We start from the raw sequence: 17,323 nt of genomic DNA, 5'->3' as shown, positions 1-17,323 counted from the left end.
GGAAATCTCCTTTTTATGAGGACTTATGTTTCAACGGGAAAATAAGCCTGAATATCGTCTCGCCATCGATGACGCTTTCGGCCTTCGCCGTGCCACCATGCAAAGCCATGATGGATTGCACGATCGCTAATCCGAGTCCCGTCGACGTTGCCGAGTTACTCCTCGCGGTATCGGCACGATAAAAGCGGTCAAAAATGCGATCGAGATGGCTCACATCAATGCCCTTTCCCGGATTAGTCACGCTGATAATCACAGAATCGTGCTGGTTTTCAGCAGACAATGTGACGGTGTGGCCAAACGGTGTGTAGCGGATAGCATTGGCAACGAGGTTGCTTACCGCGCGTCGCAGCAAGATTGCGTCGGCACACAGTTTTCCTTGGCCTGAAACCTTGATGGTTACGCCGGCATCATCTGCGATTCCTTCAAAATATTCGGAGATACGCGTCAACTCCACTGCCATGTCGAGAGACTCTTTGTTGACAACGACGTGGGCATGCTCAGCCCTTGCCAGGAATAGAATACTTTCAGTCATTCTTGCTAGGCGTTCATACTCTTCGATGTTGGAGATGAGTAGTGACTGATATTCTTCAGGCGTGCGCGCCTGAGAAATGGCGACCTGTGTCTGAACCATGAGGTTGTTGAGCGGTGTGCGTAGGTCGTGGGCAAGATCTGCGGAGAACTGCGTCAGTCGCTCGAAGCTGCCATGTAATCGATCGAGCATGGCGTTGAACGACTGCACTATTTCATGTAACTCCTGAGGTGCAGCTTCCATATCCAGTCGGGTATCCAAACGATGCGCTGTGATGCTCTGCGCTTGACTGGCAACCACGCGTAATGGGCGTAGGCCACGCAATACCAGAAAATAGCTCAGTACGGTCGCCAGTAACGTTCCACACACGGCCGCCGTCCAAACCTCCGCCTGGTAACTACTCAGCAGCTGCATTCTGTCGGATGCAGTACGCGCCACCATGATTTGCACTCGTTCGTTCGTCTTGTTAATGACCGTCTCTGTGGCGACAGCACGCGCCGATTCGCCATTGCGCAGTTTTATAACCGATACAGCAGATCGATTGAGTTCATCGTTTTTTGCCGGCGGTGTAAGAAATGACAAGGCTTGAGTCTCAGGATTGCTATTGACAACCAGCGCCTCTTCGCCGACACGCATGAGGACCGTCAGTTGGTCGTGGCCGGCGGCGGCATCGAGAAAGATATGGGGGTCTCGCCGGATCGACTCCACGGAGGGCGCTTCTTGAACCAGATGGCTCATTGAACGGATTTTTCCGAGAAGCTCTTCGTCATCTCGTGTTTCCAACTGTTTGGAGAGCGAGTGGTACAGGTAGGTGCCAACCCCCGCAAAGGTAACGATTGCGACTAGCCCGAATAGAGAGACTAGGCGTGAAGTCAGCGACGCTGGTTGTAGTCGATTCACGAACGCACCTCCAGCACGTAGCCCATGCCACGCACCGTGTGGATGAGCTTCTGTGTGTGTGGATCGTCTAGTTTTGCACGCAGGCGCCGAACGGCGACATCAACCACGTTGGTGTCGCTATCGAAATTCATGTCCCAAACCTGCGAGGCAATCAGCGACCGGGAGAGCACCTCGCCTGGCCGCTTCGCCAACAGGTGGAGCAAGGCGAATTCTTTGGCAGTCAGATCGACGCGTTGATCTGCGCGCATCACGCGGCGTTTAAGCACGTCAATCTGCACATCAGCGAATTCAATAATTTCGGATTCACGGGTCGGGCCTCGTCGCAACAGTGTTCTGACGCGTGCCAAGAGTTCTGTGAAGGCGAACGGCTTCACAAGATAATCGTCGGCTCCTAATTCCAATCCCTTTACGCGGTCTTCGATCTCATCGCGCGCTGTGAGAAACAGCACTGGCGTGTCGTGAGACTGACGCAAGGTCTGGAGGACATCCCATCCGCTCATCGCCGGCAGCATAACGTCCAGGATGATCAGGTTGTAGTTATTTGTTTGTGCATTGTGTAATCCATCAGGCCCGGTTTGAACCCAATCAACGATAAATCCGGACTCGGTGAGGCCTCTGCGCAAGTAGTCGCCTGATTTTGGTTCGTCTTCTACTAGCAAGATGCGCATGATCGAGAGCCCTCTGAGGGTATGGTTGTGCTGGCATTTTCCCTGATCACAGGGGGCGCCTGCATTACAAATTTGTAATGTATAGGCAATCTTCACGTGCGAGCCCGCCTTCTAAAATTCACTCCAACGATACGCCAAATGGCATGTGCCCCAAGGTGATCGGTTGTTGAAGGTCTCATTTCGAGGCATTTGACCCTACTTTATTTACTTGGAGAACTATTATGAAATCGACTCAAATCATCGCCGTTACATTGCTGTCTCTGGTGTCTGCTGTTGCCGTCGCCGAAACTGCGCCAACCCAAGCCGCTCGTGACGCCGCTAACGTGTCGGCACGTAACAACTACCCGGTCGTGACTTACCAAAGCACCAAGACGCGTGCTGAGGTGGTTGCCGAACTCGAGCAAGCACAAAAGGACGGCCTGATCGTCAACAACAACAGCTACCCGGTACTCAAGACCGCGTCGTCGAAGACGCGCGCCGATGTGAAGAAAGAAGCGCAGCAAGATGTCATCCGTGAAGCTAAGGAATCGTCGGCCCAAAAAATGAATAAGTCGCTCCATTCTGGTGCGTAATAGAACTACCAGCGTTACTGTTGCAGAAGTCTCTCGATTTAAAAATACTTAACTTTGATGGACAGATAACTTCGTTGCTGAAGTTATAATTTGCAACTATGAGACGCGCCTTCCTTGTCATTTTGATCTTGCTATTGCCGTTGCAGCTCTCCTGGGCTGCAATGGCATCGTATTGTCAAAATGAAGCCTCTCAGACTCGCGTACATTTTGGCCATCATGAGCATAGAGCGAGTCACAAGTCGATTTCGATGAAGGAACATGCTTCGAAAAGCGTTATCGACAATGATGTCGAATGCGGTCTTTGCCATCTTTCCTGCTGCAAATCTGTCACTACTTATACCCAGTTGAAATTGTCTGCTGATTTTAATTTGGCCGTATATCCGTTTATTCCTTCTGAATTCTCTTCCCATATTGCCGAGGGCCCTGAAAAGCCCAATTGGCAGCTCGCCGCTTAACTCGGCGAACTCGACTTTCCCTTTCTCGTCGGACACTCGCCGAATTCTTCCCTTTATCTTTGGAGAATTTGATGTCCAGGCTTTACCTTCCTCTCGGATTGGCGATGATGCTCGCCTATCCCGCGCACGCGCAATCCGTTGCCACTAGCAACAACCAACATGTCAGTGCCTTGGCGCAAACCGCCACGGCAAATTCACTTACTGAAAGCAGGACGCTGGAGTCCGCGATCGGCCTGGCCATCGATAGAAACAAAGAACTGTCGGCGGCAAGGCTGGAAATTGAGGCTGTCGAAGCGACGATTATTCAAGCCGGTGCACGTCCGAATCCAGAAATCTCGGCTCTTATGGAAGATACGAGAAAATCGACGCGCACGACCACCTACCAGATCAATCAGCCCATTGAGTTGGGTGGCAAGCGTAGTGCCCGTATCGAAGCCGCACAGCGTGCGCACGACATTGCCGTTCTGGAGTTCTCTGCAAAGCGAGCTGAGATCAAAGCAGGCGTGACCGCGGCGTACTTCGATACGCTGATTGCGCAAGAGAAATTGCGATTGAGTGAAGATTTACTGAAGCTCACTGAACGCTCGACGAGTATCACTTCCCGCCGCGTGAGTGCCGGCAAGATCTCTCCGGTCGAAGAAACCAAAGCACGCGTGGCGGACGCCAGTGCACGCCTGGCATTGAGCCAGGCCGCCAGCGACCTGACGCTCGCGCGTAAGCGTCTTGTGGCTTATTGGGGAGATTTCGAAAGCACCTTCAGCCTGTCGACCGGCAATGTGGAGATGCCGCCACCACTACCTGCTATCGCTCAACTGACCGAGCGCGTCAACGATGGGCCCGCCATCAAACTGGCTCGTCTGGAAGTTGAACGCCGTCGTGCCCTGGCCAAGATCGAAAGCTCAAAGCGTATTCCGGATCTGACAGTCAGCCTAGGCAACAAGCGTGACGAAGAAGCCCGCCGCAGCATGTGGGTCATCGGTGTGTCGGTGCCAATCCCCGTGTTTGACAACAACAGGGGCAATGAGCTTGAAGCCTTGAAGCGTGCCGATAAAGCGCGGGATGAGCAAGCAGCGACAGAAATTCGTATTCAAGGCGAAGCAGCTCAAGGCTACGAACGCATGCGCAACGCTACGCAGGAAGTCGACGCTTTGCGTCGCGAGATTATTCCTGGCGCCGAGAGTGCTTATAACGCTGCCACCAAAGGTTTTGAGCTGGGGAAGTTCAGCTTTCTTGAAGTCCTTGATGCTCAGCGTACCTACTTTCAAGCCAAATCCCAATACTGGCAGGCCCTTTCCAACGTCCATCAGGCATCGGCCGAACTGGATCGTCTGGCAGGCCCCAATAGCACAGAAAAAGAGTGAGAGAAATCATGGATAAGAAACAGAAACTAGCGATTGTTGTGATTGTGGTGGTTACCGCCTTATTGTCGGGTGTCGTGCTGATGAAGGGGGGCAAGGAATCTTCTGGTGAGGGTCGCGCTGAATCAGCTCAAGGACACGAGGAAGAAAAGGGACATAAAGACGGTGAGCACCACGGTGCCGCAGCGGGGTCGGAGCATAAGGACAAGGACGAGCACGGTGATGGCGAACACCACAAGGCATCCTCGGCCAAAGGGCCTCATGGCGGCGCCTTGTTTAGCGAAGGCCCTTCGGCTATCGAAGTTGTCCTCGCTGAGGACAGTGATGGCGCCCGATTAGTCGTTTATCCGCTGGAAAATGGAAAAATTGTCGCTCCTCAATCAATTCAGCTGACTGCCGTCCTAGCTCGTCCACTGCAAGAGAAGGAAAAGATTCTTTTTGAAATTTCGAAGGATTCACTCCGTAGTACCGTGACCATTGACGAGCCGCACTTGTTTGATATCAATTTCGACGTGGTCGCCAATGGGAAGAAGATGAGTTTCGTCTTCTCGAAGGAAGAGGGAAAGGTCGAATTGTCGGCGGAGCAGATTAAGACCGCAGGCATCAAGATCAAAACTTCTGCGAGCGTACGCCTGAACAGCGGCCTGCAGTTGCCCGGTGAAATCCGCTTCAATGAAGACCGCACAGCACACGTGGTTCCACAAGTCGCCGGCGTGGTCGATTCAGTGAGTGCCAATCTTGGACAAGTCGTGAAAAAAGGTCAGCTTTTGGCCGTCATCAGTAGCAGCGCGATTTCTGAACTGCGTAGTGAACAACTGAACGCTCAGCAACGTCTTGCTCTGGCCCAGTCGACCTATTCCCGCGAGAAGAAGTTGTGGGAGGAAAAAATCTCCGCGGAACAAGACTATTTGCAAGCACAACAAACCTTGCGTGAAGCCGAGATTGCCGTGCGCAACACACAACAGAAACTGCGTGCCGTGGGCGCCGGCGCATCTTCTGGCGGCCTGAACCGGTATGAAGTCCGCGCGCCATTTGATGGTGTGGTGGTAGAGAAGCATCTGAGCCTGGGCGAATCCGTGAAAGAGGATGCCAATATTTTCATGGTCTCCGATTTGTCTACAGTCTGGGCAGAAATCATCGTCACGCCGAAAGACATGAATACGATCAAGGTCGGAGAGAAAGCCGTGGTGAAGGCCACGGCATTTGACTCGTCGGCTACCGGCAAGATCAGCTACGTCGGCTCTTTGCTGGGCGAACAGACGCGTACTGCCAAGGCACATATTGTCCTGCAGAACCCATCCAATACCTGGCGCCCAGGTCTGTTTGTGAATGTGGAAGTCATCTCCGAGCAAGCCGATGTTCCTGTGGCCATCTCGTCGGATGCCATTCAGATCATCGATGGCAAGAACATCGTGTTTGTGCAGATCCCTGGCGGTTTCATGGCGCAAGAGGTTACGTTGGGCCGCACTGACGGCAAGCAAGTTGAGATCAAGGAAGGTATGAAGGCTGGTACGCCTTACGCGGCCAGTGGCAGTTTTGCGATCAAGGCAGAGCTGGGCAAAGGTAGCGCGGAACACGCGCACTAAATTCGCACTCAACGAGAGAGATCACAATCATGTTTGAACGCATCATTCGATTCGCCATTGAGCACCGATGGCTAGTCCTGCTTGCGGTTTTTGGGATGGCCGGCTACGGCGTCTTTAGTTACCAAAAACTGCCGATTGACGCCGTGCCTGACATTACCAATGTGCAGGTTCAGATCAACACCGCCGCTCCTGGTTATTCTCCGCTGGAGACAGAACAGCGCATCAGCTATCCAATTGAGACCGTCATGTCTGGTTTGCCCAATCTTGAGCAAACCAGATCCTTGTCGCGCTATGGTCTGTCTCAGATCACGGTGATCTTCAAGGACGGTACAGACATTTATTTTGCGCGCCAGCTGGTCAATGAGCGGATCCAGGAAGCGCGTAGCAAGCTGCCGCCAGGAATAGATCCGGGGATGGGGCCGATTTCTACTGGTCTTGGGGAAATCTACCTCTGGACGGTCGAAACCAAGGACGGCGCCAGAAAACCGGACGGTTCTGAATATACACCGGCCGATTTACGAGAGATCCAGGATTGGATCATCAAGCCGCAGTTGCGTAACGTGCCTGGTGTCACCGAGATTAATTCCATCGGTGGCTACGCCAAGGAATATCACGTGGCACCATCGCCCGAGAAGCTGGCCTCCTATGGACTGACCCTACAATCCGTGGCGACCGCCTTGGAGAAAAATAACGGTAACGTCGGTGCCGGCTATATCGAGCGTCGCGGTGAACAATATCTGATTCGGGCACCCGGCCAGGTCAATTCGATCGACGATATCGGTAACATCATTCTGGGTAACGTTCAGGGCGTTCCTATTCGTATCAAGGATGTCGCCGAAGTTGGCATTGGCCGCGAATTGCGAACCGGTGCTGCAACCGAGAATGGTCGTGAGGTCGTTCTAGGTACGGTCTTCATGCTGATCGGTGAAAACAGCCGTACCGTCTCGCAGGCCGTCGACAAGAAAATGGTGGAAATCAACCGTTCGTTACCCGAAGGCGTGAAGGCTGTGACGGTCTATGACCGGACGATTCTGGTCGACAAAGCCATCAATACGGTGAAGAAGAACTTGATCGAGGGTGCCATTCTGGTTATTGCGGTGCTGTTCGTCTTCCTGGGCAATATTCGTGCAGCCTTGATTACGGCAACTGTCATTCCATTGGCGATGCTGTTCACCTTCACCGGCATGGTCGCGAACCATGTGAGCGCCAATTTGCTGAGTCTGGGGGCGCTCGACTTCGGCATCATTATTGATGGCGCTGTGGTCATTGTGGAGAACTGCGTGCGGCGACTGGCGCATGCTCAGGAGCATCATGGTCGACCACTGACTCGTGCTGAGCGCTTCCATGAAGTGTTTGCAGCGTCACGCGAGGCACGTCGTCCTTTGCTGTTCGGTCAACTGATCATCATGATTGTCTATCTGCCGATGTTTGCGCTCACTGGCGTGGAAGGCAAGATGTTCCAGCCGATGGCATTTACCGTGGTCGCGGCACTGCTGGGCGCAATGATCTTGTCGGTGACGTTTATTCCGGCAGCAATTGCCCTCTTCATCGGTGAGAAGGTTGCCGAGAAAGAAAACGGCCTGATGCGCGGCGCCAAGCGCCTGTATGAGCCTCTGTTGAGCAAGGTAATGCTCAACAAGCCAGTGGTACTGACTTTCGCCGGCGCACTGATCGTATTGTGCGCTGTCATCGGGTCGCGCATGGGGAGCGAATTTGTCCCAAGCTTGAACGAAGGTGATCTGGCGATCCAGGCGTTGCGTATTCCGGGCACAAGCTTAACTCAGTCGATCGAGATGCAACAACAGATCGAGCGGGCGTTGAAGCAGAAATTTCCTGAGATTGAGCGCGTTTTTGCCCGTACCGGTACCGCCGAAGTGGCGTCTGATCCGATGCCACCTAACATCTCGGATGGTTACATCATGCTCAAGCCCTTGGATCAATGGCCTGAACCAAGAAAGACGCAAGCGGAGCTACTCGAAGCAATTCAGGAAACAGTCGCAAAGATTCCCGGCAACAGCTATGAGTTCTCGCAACCGATTCAATTGCGTTTTAACGAGCTGATCTCCGGCGTGCGTAGCGATGTAGCGGTCAAGATCTTTGGTGACGACATGGCCGTCTTGAATGAGAACGCGGCCAAAATCTCGTCAGTGTTGGAGAAAATCCAAGGTGCGACAGAAGTGAAGGTCGAGCAAACAACCGGCTTGCCGATGCTGACCGTTCAGATCAACCGTGAAAAGGCGGCACGCTATGGCTTGAATATCGCGGATGTGCAAGATACGATCGCGACGGCAATCGGCGGCAAGGAGGCCGGTACGTTGTTCCAGGGCGATCGTCGTTTCGACATCATCGTGCGCCTCCCGGAGCAAACGCGCAATGATCTTGATGCCATGAAACGCCTGCCGATTGCGTTGCCATTGGGCGCCAATGCGACGAAGACCAGCTATGTACCGCTGTCGGAAATCGCAGAGATGTCGATCGCTCCAGGCCCGAATCAGGTCAGCCGCGAAAATGGCAAACGTCGCATTGTCGTGAGTGCAAACGTTCGTGGTCGGGATCTGGGCTCTTTTGTGGCTGAGGCTGAGCAACAGATACAACAGCAGGTGAAAATTCCGGCCGGCTATTGGACTACTTGGGGTGGCCAGTTCGAGAACTTGCAGTCGGCGACCAAGCGCTTGCAAATCGTTGTTCCTGTGGCGTTGTTGCTGGTCTTCGTGCTGCTTTTTGCGATGTTCAACAACGTTAAAGACGGTCTGCTCGTCTTCACCGGCATTCCGTTCGCATTGACCGGTGGCATTCTGGCCTTGTCCTTGCGTGGCATTCCGATGTCGATCTCGGCAGCTGTAGGCTTCATTGCTCTCTCGGGGGTCGCCGTATTGAACGGGCTCGTCATGATCGCCTTCATTCGTAGCTTACGCGAAGAGGGACGCTCGTTGAGTGACGCCATCCACGAAGGTGCCATGACACGACTGCGTCCCGTACTAATGACTGCATTGGTGGCATCTTTGGGATTTGTCCCGATGGCGCTGGCAACCGGTACCGGTGCAGAAGTGCAGCGCCCACTGGCAACCGTTGTTATCGGCGGCATTCTGTCTTCAACGATTCTGACGCTTTTGGTGTTGCCATTGCTGTACAAAATGGCACATGCAAACGACGAAGATGAGAGCGTTCAACCTCCTTCGGGTAAGCGGCCTTTCTGGAAGTTTTGGGCTAAGACTCGTTCGGTATAAAGCTGAGCCCTTGAGTTAATCGCACTGAGTGTTGATGAGCGGCTGTATGGGAGAAGTCCCCAAATACGGTCGCTCATCGCTTATTGCATGATTTCAAAACAAAGGCTTGACCTTGTAGCTACTACAGCCTTTGTAATGGGACGTCTTATTTTTACTTGAAGCCAAATGCAGTAAAGGTGCAGGAGATTGTTATGGGATTTTTGGAAAAAATATTCGGTGGTCATCATGGCGGCGGTCACGGAAGCCGGCAGCGTCAAGGTCATGGCGGCAGTAGTAGAGCCCATGGTCACAATGATGGCAATTCCAACACACCGCCATCATCGGACAGTGCATGGGGGCGCTCTTCGCAGCCCCTGCCTCCGGCTGCCACGCTGCAGGCGTGCGGTGCCTGCAATGCGACGAATGAGGTTGGGGCACGCTTCTGTCAGCAATGTGGAACTTCTCTGTTGCCGATCACTTGTTCTGGATGCAACACGCAACTGACTCCAGGCATGAAGTTCTGTGGGCAGTGCGGAAAAGCGCGTGCAGCGTAAATAGCGAAGAATTATTCTCCCAAGTTGGAGTCAACCTTTGGTGCCCACTTTTTATAGATACAAACTATGAGCGCAGACCACGATCATCCCGTAGCGACAAAACAAAATCAGAAACAGCTCACTGTTGCGCTGATTTTGACCTCCATCTTTTTGGTTGCAGAGGTAATTGGCGGTCTGGTAACCGGAAGTCTGGCATTGTTGTCGGACGCCGCGCATATGTTTACGGATGCGAGCGCCCTGGCGATCTCCTTGGCAGCCGTACAAATCGCAAAGCGCGCTGCGGATAGCAAGCGGACATTTGGCTATCATCGCTTTGAAATTCTGGCAGCAGCTTTCAACGCGATGATGTTGTTTGCCGTCGCCATGTACATTCTGTACGAAGCGTATCAGCGTTTCAAAGCGCCGCCTGAGATTCAATCGGGGGGAATGCTCGTCATCGCTATTTTCGGTTTGGTCGTCAATCTCATTTCCATGAAATTGCTGAGCGCCGGCAAAGACGCCAGTCTCAATGTGAAGGGGGCTTACCTCGAAGTATGGAGTGACATGCTCGGTTCCATCGGCGTGATCATCGGCGCACTGATCATTCGTTTCACAGGATGGGTCTGGGTTGATGCTGTCATCGCTGTTGCCATCGGGTTATGGGTTCTGCCACGAACCTGGATATTGTTGAAAGAAAGTCTGAATATTTTGCTTGAGGGTGTGCCGGAGGGCATGGATCTTGAAGAGATCATCGCACAACTGGCATCCAGCAAGGGCGTCGTGAGCGTTCACGATGTTCATCTCTGGGCCCTCACTAGCGGTAAAGTTAGCCTGACCGCGCACGTGGTGTATGAAGCCTCCCTATCGCCTGAGCAACAAGTGCTTCCATCAATGAAGGAAGTCTTGGCGGAGAAGTACAAGATATTTCATACAACGATCCAGTTTGAGACGACTCCCTGTGGCCAAACCGATGAGGACGAGCACTATTCTGAAGCCGGACATGCTCATACACATGAATAAAAAATGGAAGTTCGTACTAGGCTTCGATGCACTGACCAGAGATCTTCCAGATCACATCTGAATTTGCGACTGGAATGCTTGAAGAACAGCCCGTAATAAACGGAATGTTCTTTGAGCACCAATATCGGCCGATAAAACATCGTCTATAATTCACCGCATGAAAATGATGCGTACATTTCTGATCCTGCTGTTGACCATTGCTATTCCCCTTGAGGGACTGGCAGCGGTACGCATGGTCGAAATGATGCGCACTAATTCTGCGTCTATGGAAATGGCGACATCCGCGAACGCCGCAGATGAGCCTTGTGTGATGAATATGTCGGACACCGATAAGTCATCCAAATCGACGGCGCCGTGCAAAATGGGCGACGCCTGCAAGATTTGCCAGGTTTTCCCATCGACGACATCTTCCGTCGACATCAATCCATTGATCCTTCCACTGATCGATACCGTTTCACTGTTGCCTGAGTCATTTCTGCCTTCTCATGACCCATCCGGGTTGTGGCGTCCCCCTCGTTCACTCTAAATCTCATTGATTCGTTGATGCGTCCGGCCTAGCTGCCGGGCGACTGTTTGCGCGCTTTTGTACGCGCCGTCACGCTATGGAGTGAACAATATGTCCTTTCGCAGGATATCCAGTACCTTGCTTGCTTTGCTCGCAGGGATGTCGGGCCTTGCCAATGCCGGTCCCTTGTCTTTTAACGCTGCGCTCGAAATTGCCGAGCGCCAGTCCCCTAATCTCGCCTCTAACAGGGCACAAATCCAGGCGGCTCAAGCGTCTGCGATACCCGCCGGCGCGTTGCCTGATCCAAAGATTTTCACCGGCATCGACAACTATCCCGTGTCCGGTCCGGATCGGGGCCGGCTCAATGCCGACTCGATGACGATGCAAAAGATTGGCGTCATGCAGGAGTTTCCCAATGCGGCGAAACGCCAGGCCCGCGTTGCGGTAGCCGAGGCCTCAATCGAAACCGCCGAAGCGCAACGGCAGGTCGAGCGTCTGAAATTGCGCCGGGCGACTGCCCTGGCATGGCTCAATCGATACTATCTGGAGCGCAAGATCGCTTTGTTTGACAACCTGGACAAGGAGAATCAGCTCTGGGCAGAGGCAGTACGTGCCCAAATCGCATCCGGTCGTACGCAGATTGCCGATAGCGTCATGCCGAAACAGGAGGCGGTGCAGCTTGCCGACCGTCGCGACGATCTGATTCGCGACCTAGTCAAAGCGAAGGCTGGCTTACGTCGTTACGTCGGCGGCGAGGCTGATGAGCCACTGGTCGATGCATTGCCTGCTTTGAACATCGACGCGACCCATCTGCGGGAGCACTTGCATCGGCATCCGGAACTGCAAGCCTTTGCCGCCGAAACACGCAAGGCAGAAGCCGAGGTCCGCGAAGCGCAAGCCATGAAAAAGTCGGACTGGGGTGTCGAGCTTGCTTATCAGCGACGCGATGCGCGATTCGGCAACATGGTCTCCGTCCAGTTCACGTTTGAGATTCCTGTGTCTCCTTCAACCCGACAGGATCCCCGCATTGCCGCCAAACAGCGGGAACTGTATCGGATCGATGCCGACCGTGAAGCCATGCTGCGCGATCACACCAACGAACTGGAAAACGATCTTGCCGACTACCAGACGTTGACCCGCCAACTGGAGCGCGCCAATCAGACCGCCTTGCCTCTGGCACAGCAAAAGGTCGATCTCCAGTACGCAGGCTACCGCTCGGGTAAGAGCGACTTGACGACGGTATTGACTGCACGCCGCGAAATCGTCGATCAACGTTTAAAAATCATCGATATAGAAGCTCAGCGTACGGCGATGGCCGCGCAGCTCTATTTTGCTTACGGAGAAGACCTGCAATGAAGAAAAATACCTATCAAATTGCCGTACTGATGATTGCGGTTGCTGCCGTGAGTAGCGCAGGCGGTTATTGGCTTGCCCAACAGAATAAGGGAGGTCAAACCATGCATAGCGAAACTGCGGGCCCGACCACGCAAGTGGAACGTAAGGCGTTGTATTGGTACGACCCCATGATGCCGAGTCAACGCTTCGACAAGCCGGGTAAGTCACCTTTCATGGACATGCAACTGGTACCGAAATACGCCGATGATCAGGTAGATGGCGCCGGGGTCAAGATCGATGCCGGTATTGTCCAGAATTTGGGAATGCGTACTGCGAAAGTGGAGCGAGGCAACTTATCGGCAACGGTGAACGCCGTCGCCAGCGTGCAGCTGAATGATCGCCAGGTTGCGATTGTTCAGTCACGTAGCAGCGGCTTTGTGGAGCGCGTGTATGCACGAGCTCCTGGCGATGTCGTTGTACGCGGTGCTCCTCTGGTTGATTTGCTGATTCCTGAATGGGCCGGTGCCCAGTCGGAATTCTTGGCGGTGATCAAAACAAACGATCGGGCATTAATTCAGGCTGCCCGTGAGCGTCTGCAACTACTCGGGATGAGCAGTGATCTGATCAGCCGCGTCGAAAAGAGCGGACGTCCTCAAACCGTGGTGACAATCGTCGCTCCCATCGCAGGCCTGATTCAGACGCTCGATATCAGAAGCGGAATGACATTGACAGCGGGCGCGCCTCTGGCCAAGATAAATGGTCTGGATTCCGTATGGCTGGAAGCGGCCGTTCCCGAAGCGCAAGCCGGACAGATCAATGTCGGCGGCAAGCTGGGAGCTCGTTTTTCTGCATATCCAAGTGAAAACTTCACTGGCAAGATCTTGGCCGTGCTGCCTGAAACGAATGCCGACAGCCGCACGCTTCGAGTCCGTATCGAATTACCCAATCGCGACGGCAGGTTAAAGCCTGGTATGTATGCCCAGATCAATTTGGACGCAGGCAAAGCGGCACCAGGCTTGTTGGTGCCGTCTGAAGCGATCATTCGCACCGGTACCCGCAATGTCTTGCTGGTCACTACGGGTGACGGGCGATATCAGCCGGTCGAAGTTCAACTTGGCCAGGAAGCCGACGGCAAGAGCATCGTGCTGGGTGGCGTCACCGAGGGGCAGCAGGTTGTCACGTCAGGGCAATTCCTGATCGACTCCGAAGCAAGTCTTAAAGGCGTGCTAGCGAGATTGAATACGTCGTCATCCTCCAATGCTGCGACAGCGCAGGCCGCACTCAATGAGACAACCGGGAAAATCGAATCGCTGAAGGGGCTCGAAATCACGCTCTCGCATGGTCCGGTCAAAACGCTGGGTTGGGGGCCGATGACGATGACATTCAAATTGGCTCAGCCCGACATGGCATCAGGCCTCAAGGCCGGGGACAGCGTGCATTTCAGTTTCAGTGAGAAGAATGGCGACTATGTGATCGAGAAGCTGGATCGGAGCGCGCCATGATAGAGAAACTCATCAAATGGTCGATTGCGAGCCGTTTTCTGGTCTTGCTCGCCGTCCTGTTCCTCGGGGTATGGGGTATCTGGGCGCTCAAGACGACGCCGGTGGATGCCTTACCGGATCTGTCGGATGTCCAGGTCATCATTCGCACCAGTTATGCCGGCCAGGCGCCGCAGATTGTGGAAAACCAGGTGACCTATCCGCTAGCGACCACCATGCTGTCCGTCCCGGGGGCGAAGACCGTGCGCGGCTACTCCTTCTTTGGCGATTCCTTCGTCTACGTCCTGTTTGAAGACGGCACAGATATGTACTGGGCCCGCTCCCGGGTGCTGGAATATCTCAACCAGGTGCAGGGGCGCCTGCCAGCTTCGGCCAAAGCATCGTTAGGGCCGGACGCCACCGGAGTCGGCTGGATCTACGAATATGCCTTGGTCGACAAGACCGGGCAACACGACTTAGCCCAGCTACGTAGCCTGCAGGACTGGTTTTTGAAATATGAACTCAAGAGCTTGCCCAATGTGGCGGAAGTTGCGACAGTCGGCGGGATGGTCAAGCAATATCAGATCGTGCTCGATCCGGTGAAGCTGGCGGCCTACCGGATCACGCAAGACAGGGTCGTGGAAGCAATCAAGAAAGCCAATCAGGAAACCGGCGGCTCGGTGTTGGAGATGGCGGAAACCGAATACATGGTGCGGGCTTCCGGCTATTTCAAGACGCTGACGGACTTTCGCAATATCCCATTGGCGACGGGACAAAACAGTGTGCCGGTTAAATTGGGTGACGTGGCGACCATTCAACTGGGGCCAGAGATGCGGCGCGGTATTGCCGAGCTCAACGGCCAGGGTGAAACAGTCGGGGGCGTTGTCATCCTACGCTCTGGTAAAAACGCACGCGACACCATTGCCTCCGTCAAAACCAAACTGGAAGAACTTAAGAAGAGCCTTCCGTCCGGCGTCGAGGTAGTTCCCGTCTACGACCGCAGCCAATTGATCGATCGTGCCATCGACAACCTGTCGCACAAGTTGCTAGAAGAATTCATCGTCGTCGCGGTGGTATGCGGCCTGTTCCTATGGCATCTGCGTTCGGCGCTGGTGGCAATCGTCTCCTTGCCACTCGGCGTCATGATTGCCTTCATCGTGATGCGCTACCAGGGCGTCAACGCCAACATCATGTCGCTGGGCGGTATTGCCATCGCCATCGGCGCCATGGTCGATGCCGCAGTCGTCATGATCGAGAATGCTCATAAGCATATCGAGGCGTGGAAGCATGAACATCCCGTGCAGTCGCTGCAAGGCGAAGCCCATTGGCGCGTGATCGGCGAGGCGGCGGCCGAGGTTGGACCCACGCTGTTCTTCTGCCTGTTGATCATCACCTTGTCGTTCATCCCGGTTTTCACGCTGGAGGCGCAGGAAGGACGTCTGTTCGGACCTTTGGCGTTCACCAAGACCTATGCCATGGCCGGCGCCGCCGGCTTGTCTGTAACGCTGATTCCTATCCTGATGGGGTACATGATCCGGGGGAACATTCCTTCGGAAAATAGTAACCCGTTGAACCGCTGGCTGATTCGTTGCTATCGGCCGTTGCTGGAGGCCGTCTTGCGTCGACCGAAAGCCACGCTGGTCATTGCCGGCCTGGCCTTGCTGACGACGCTATGGCCGATCAGTCGACTGGGCGGAGAGTTTCTGCCTCAGATGGATGAGGGCGACTTGCTTTACATGCCGTCAGCATTACCCGGTTTGTCTGCATCCAAGGCTTCGGAACTGCTGCAACAAACCGATCGCCTGATCAAGACCGTCCCGGAAGTTGCCAGCGTTTTTGGTAAAGCTGGCCGGGCGGAGAGCGCGACCGATCCTGCGCCGCTGGAGATGTTCGAAACCACCATCCAGTTCAAACCACGCGATCAATGGCGCTCCGGCATGACGCCGGCGAAATTGATCGATGAGCTCGACCGAGTCGTCAAGGTCCCTGGCTTGTCGAACATTTGGGTTCCGCCTATCCGCAATCGTCTTGACATGTTGGCCACCGGGATCAAGAGTCCGATTGGCGTAAAAGTCTCTGGGACCAGCCTTGCCGATATCGACAAGACGGCGCAAGAAATCGAACAAGTTGCCAAACTGGTTCCCGGAGTGAGTTCTGCACTTGCAGAGCGTCTCAGCGGAGGACGCTATGTGGACGTCGACATCGACCGGTCTACGGCCGCCAACTACGGACTCAACATCGCCGACGTGCAAAGTATCGTGTCTTCGGCAATTGGCGGCGAGAACGTGGGAGAAACGGTCGAGGGGCTGGCGCGTTATCCGATCAGCGTTCGTTATCCGAGGGAAATCCGGGACTCGCTGGAGAAACTGCGCAATCTGCCGATCCTGACCGGTAGCGGCCAGCAGATCACGCTGGGAACCGTCGCAAAGCTGAAGATCAGTGACGGCCCTCCAATGCTCAAGAGCGAGAATGCGCGACCGAGCGGCTGGATCTACGTCGATGTCCGGGATCGAGATCTGGCTTCCGTCGTTGCCGACCTGCGTACCGCAGTGGCTGCCAAGGTGAAACTGGCTCCGGGACTCAGCATTGCCTATTCCGGGCAGTTCGAGTATCTGGAGCGCGCGAACGCACGCCTGAAACTGGTGGTGCCGGCAACGCTGCTGATCATCTTCGTGCTGCTGTACTTGACTTTCCGGCGCTTCGACGAAGCGGCGCTGATCATGGCTTCGCTGCCGTTCGCGCTGGTCGGCGGCATCTGGTTCCTCTATCTGCAAGGCTACAACCTGTCGGTTGCCACCGGTGTCGGATTCATCGCCTTAGCGGGCGTTTCAGCCGAATTTGGCGTCGTCATGCTGCTGTATCTGAAGCAGGCGGTAGCTGCCCGACAGGGAACAGGAGCAACTCTGACGATCACCGTTCTTGAAGACGCCATTCGGGAAGGTGCCGTGCTTCGCGTTCGTCCCAAGGCCATGACCGTCGCCGTAATTCTGGCCGGCCTCGTGCCCATTTTGTGGGGAAGTGGTGCTGGCTCCGAAGTCATGAGCCGTATCGCCGCTCCGATGGTCGGCGGCATGATCACGGCCCCCTTGTTATCTATGTTTGTTATCCCGGCTGCGTATCGCTTGATGCGCGGTCGCCAACCTAAAGCTGTACAGGCTTGATCTATCTTTAACCTGAA

The 17,323-nt window shown here is 54.5% G+C and carries 13 protein-coding genes; 11 read left to right on the top strand and 2 right to left on the bottom strand.

All coding sequences use genetic code 11. From position 1 onward, the window contains the following. Positions 1-13 precede the first annotated feature (13 nt). Together hmeg3_RS02205 and hmeg3_RS02200 are read right to left on the bottom strand one after the other, a co-directional pair. On the bottom strand, positions 14-1,429 hold the full coding sequence (locus hmeg3_RS02205; RefSeq protein ID WP_094562285.1) for a heavy metal sensor histidine kinase: 1,416 nt from the start codon (positions 1,427-1,429) through the stop codon (positions 14-16). Continuing rightward, a complete protein-coding gene (locus hmeg3_RS02200; protein ID WP_094562284.1) occupies positions 1,426-2,097 on the bottom strand; it encodes a heavy metal response regulator transcription factor in 672 nt (223 codons plus the stop codon). Before hmeg3_RS02200 ends, hmeg3_RS02205 begins: the two co-directional genes overlap by 4 nt. A gap of 221 nt (positions 2,098-2,318) precedes the next feature. Here hmeg3_RS02200 and hmeg3_RS02195 point away from each other — a divergent pair, with 221 nt between their 5' ends. The 11 genes from hmeg3_RS02195 (at position 2,319) to hmeg3_RS02145 (ending at position 17,306) form a co-directional block, all read left to right on the top strand. Beyond that, on the top strand, positions 2,319-2,669 hold the full coding sequence (locus hmeg3_RS02195; protein ID WP_094562283.1) for a DUF4148 domain-containing protein: 351 nt from the start codon (positions 2,319-2,321) through the stop codon (positions 2,667-2,669). A 98-nt stretch (positions 2,670-2,767) separates the two neighbouring features. Continuing rightward, positions 2,768-3,124, top strand: coding sequence for a cation efflux protein, CzcI family (gene czcI, locus hmeg3_RS25220; RefSeq protein ID WP_094562282.1), 357 nt, complete (start codon positions 2,768-2,770; stop codon positions 3,122-3,124). Continuing rightward, positions 3,106-4,485 carry a TolC family protein gene (locus hmeg3_RS02185; protein ID WP_369828854.1) on the top strand — a complete coding sequence of 460 codons (1,380 nt, stop codon included), beginning with the start codon at positions 3,106-3,108 and terminating at the stop codon, positions 4,483-4,485. Before czcI ends, hmeg3_RS02185 begins: the two co-directional genes overlap by 19 nt. Then, positions 4,482-6,068: an efflux RND transporter periplasmic adaptor subunit gene (locus hmeg3_RS02180; RefSeq protein WP_232511822.1), complete on the top strand. Its 1,587-nt coding sequence runs from the start codon at positions 4,482-4,484 to the stop codon at positions 6,066-6,068. Before hmeg3_RS02185 ends, hmeg3_RS02180 begins: the two co-directional genes overlap by 4 nt. A 29-nt stretch (positions 6,069-6,097) precedes the next feature. Next, entirely contained in the window at positions 6,098-9,295 is a 3,198-nt protein-coding gene (locus hmeg3_RS02175) for a CusA/CzcA family heavy metal efflux RND transporter (RefSeq protein WP_094562279.1), read from the top strand. A 191-nt stretch (positions 9,296-9,486) separates the two neighbouring features. Next, positions 9,487-9,828 carry a zinc ribbon domain-containing protein gene (locus hmeg3_RS02170; protein ID WP_094562278.1) on the top strand — a complete coding sequence of 114 codons (342 nt, stop codon included), beginning with the start codon at positions 9,487-9,489 and terminating at the stop codon, positions 9,826-9,828. A 66-nt stretch (positions 9,829-9,894) separates the two neighbouring features. Then, positions 9,895-10,827, top strand: a complete 933-nt coding sequence (locus tag hmeg3_RS02165) for a cation diffusion facilitator family transporter (protein WP_094562277.1) — start codon at positions 9,895-9,897, stop codon at positions 10,825-10,827. Between the two features lie 157 nt (positions 10,828-10,984). Continuing rightward, entirely contained in the window at positions 10,985-11,353 is a 369-nt protein-coding gene (locus hmeg3_RS24610; protein WP_157739197.1) for a hypothetical protein, read from the top strand. Positions 11,354-11,443: 90 nt separating this feature from the next. After that, positions 11,444-12,688 carry a TolC family protein gene (locus hmeg3_RS02155; protein WP_094562275.1) on the top strand — a complete coding sequence of 415 codons (1,245 nt, stop codon included), beginning with the start codon at positions 11,444-11,446 and terminating at the stop codon, positions 12,686-12,688. Next, on the top strand, positions 12,685-14,169 hold the full coding sequence (locus hmeg3_RS02150) for an efflux RND transporter periplasmic adaptor subunit (protein WP_094562274.1): 1,485 nt from the start codon (positions 12,685-12,687) through the stop codon (positions 14,167-14,169). Before hmeg3_RS02155 ends, hmeg3_RS02150 begins: the two co-directional genes overlap by 4 nt. Beyond that, positions 14,166-17,306, top strand: coding sequence for an efflux RND transporter permease subunit (locus hmeg3_RS02145; RefSeq protein WP_094562273.1), 3,141 nt, complete (start codon positions 14,166-14,168; stop codon positions 17,304-17,306). Before hmeg3_RS02150 ends, hmeg3_RS02145 begins: the two co-directional genes overlap by 4 nt. Positions 17,307-17,323 lie beyond the last annotated feature (17 nt).

The sequence above is a fragment of the Herbaspirillum sp. meg3 genome, assembly GCF_002257565.1.
In the GTDB taxonomy this organism is placed as follows: Bacteria; Pseudomonadota; Gammaproteobacteria; order Burkholderiales; family Burkholderiaceae_D; genus Herbaspirillum.
The sequence above is the reverse complement of the archived record's forward strand: the minus strand, read 5'-3'. Positions and strand labels throughout refer to the sequence as shown.

Bases quoted from the DNA above. Each gene is read 5' to 3' on its own strand.
- hmeg3_RS02175 (WP_094562279.1), top strand. From the start codon at position 6,098: ATGTTTGAACGCATCATTCGATTCGCCATTGAGCACCGATGGCTAGTC.
- hmeg3_RS02165 (WP_094562277.1), top strand. From the start codon at position 9,895: ATGAGCGCAGACCACGATCATCCCGTAGCGACAAAACAAAATCAGAAA.
- hmeg3_RS02150 (WP_094562274.1), top strand. From the start codon at position 12,685: ATGAAGAAAAATACCTATCAAATTGCCGTACTGATGATTGCGGTTGCT.
- hmeg3_RS02195 (WP_094562283.1), top strand. From the start codon at position 2,319: ATGAAATCGACTCAAATCATCGCCGTTACATTGCTGTCTCTGGTGTCT.
- hmeg3_RS02155 (WP_094562275.1), top strand. From the start codon at position 11,444: ATGTCCTTTCGCAGGATATCCAGTACCTTGCTTGCTTTGCTCGCAGGG.
- czcI (WP_094562282.1), top strand. From the start codon at position 2,768: ATGAGACGCGCCTTCCTTGTCATTTTGATCTTGCTATTGCCGTTGCAG.
- hmeg3_RS24610 (WP_157739197.1), top strand. From the start codon at position 10,985: ATGAAAATGATGCGTACATTTCTGATCCTGCTGTTGACCATTGCTATT.
- hmeg3_RS02200 (WP_094562284.1), bottom strand. From the start codon at position 2,097: ATGCGCATCTTGCTAGTAGAAGACGAACCAAAATCAGGCGACTACTTG.
- hmeg3_RS02170 (WP_094562278.1), top strand. From the start codon at position 9,487: ATGGGATTTTTGGAAAAAATATTCGGTGGTCATCATGGCGGCGGTCAC.
- hmeg3_RS02145 (WP_094562273.1), top strand. From the start codon at position 14,166: ATGATAGAGAAACTCATCAAATGGTCGATTGCGAGCCGTTTTCTGGTC.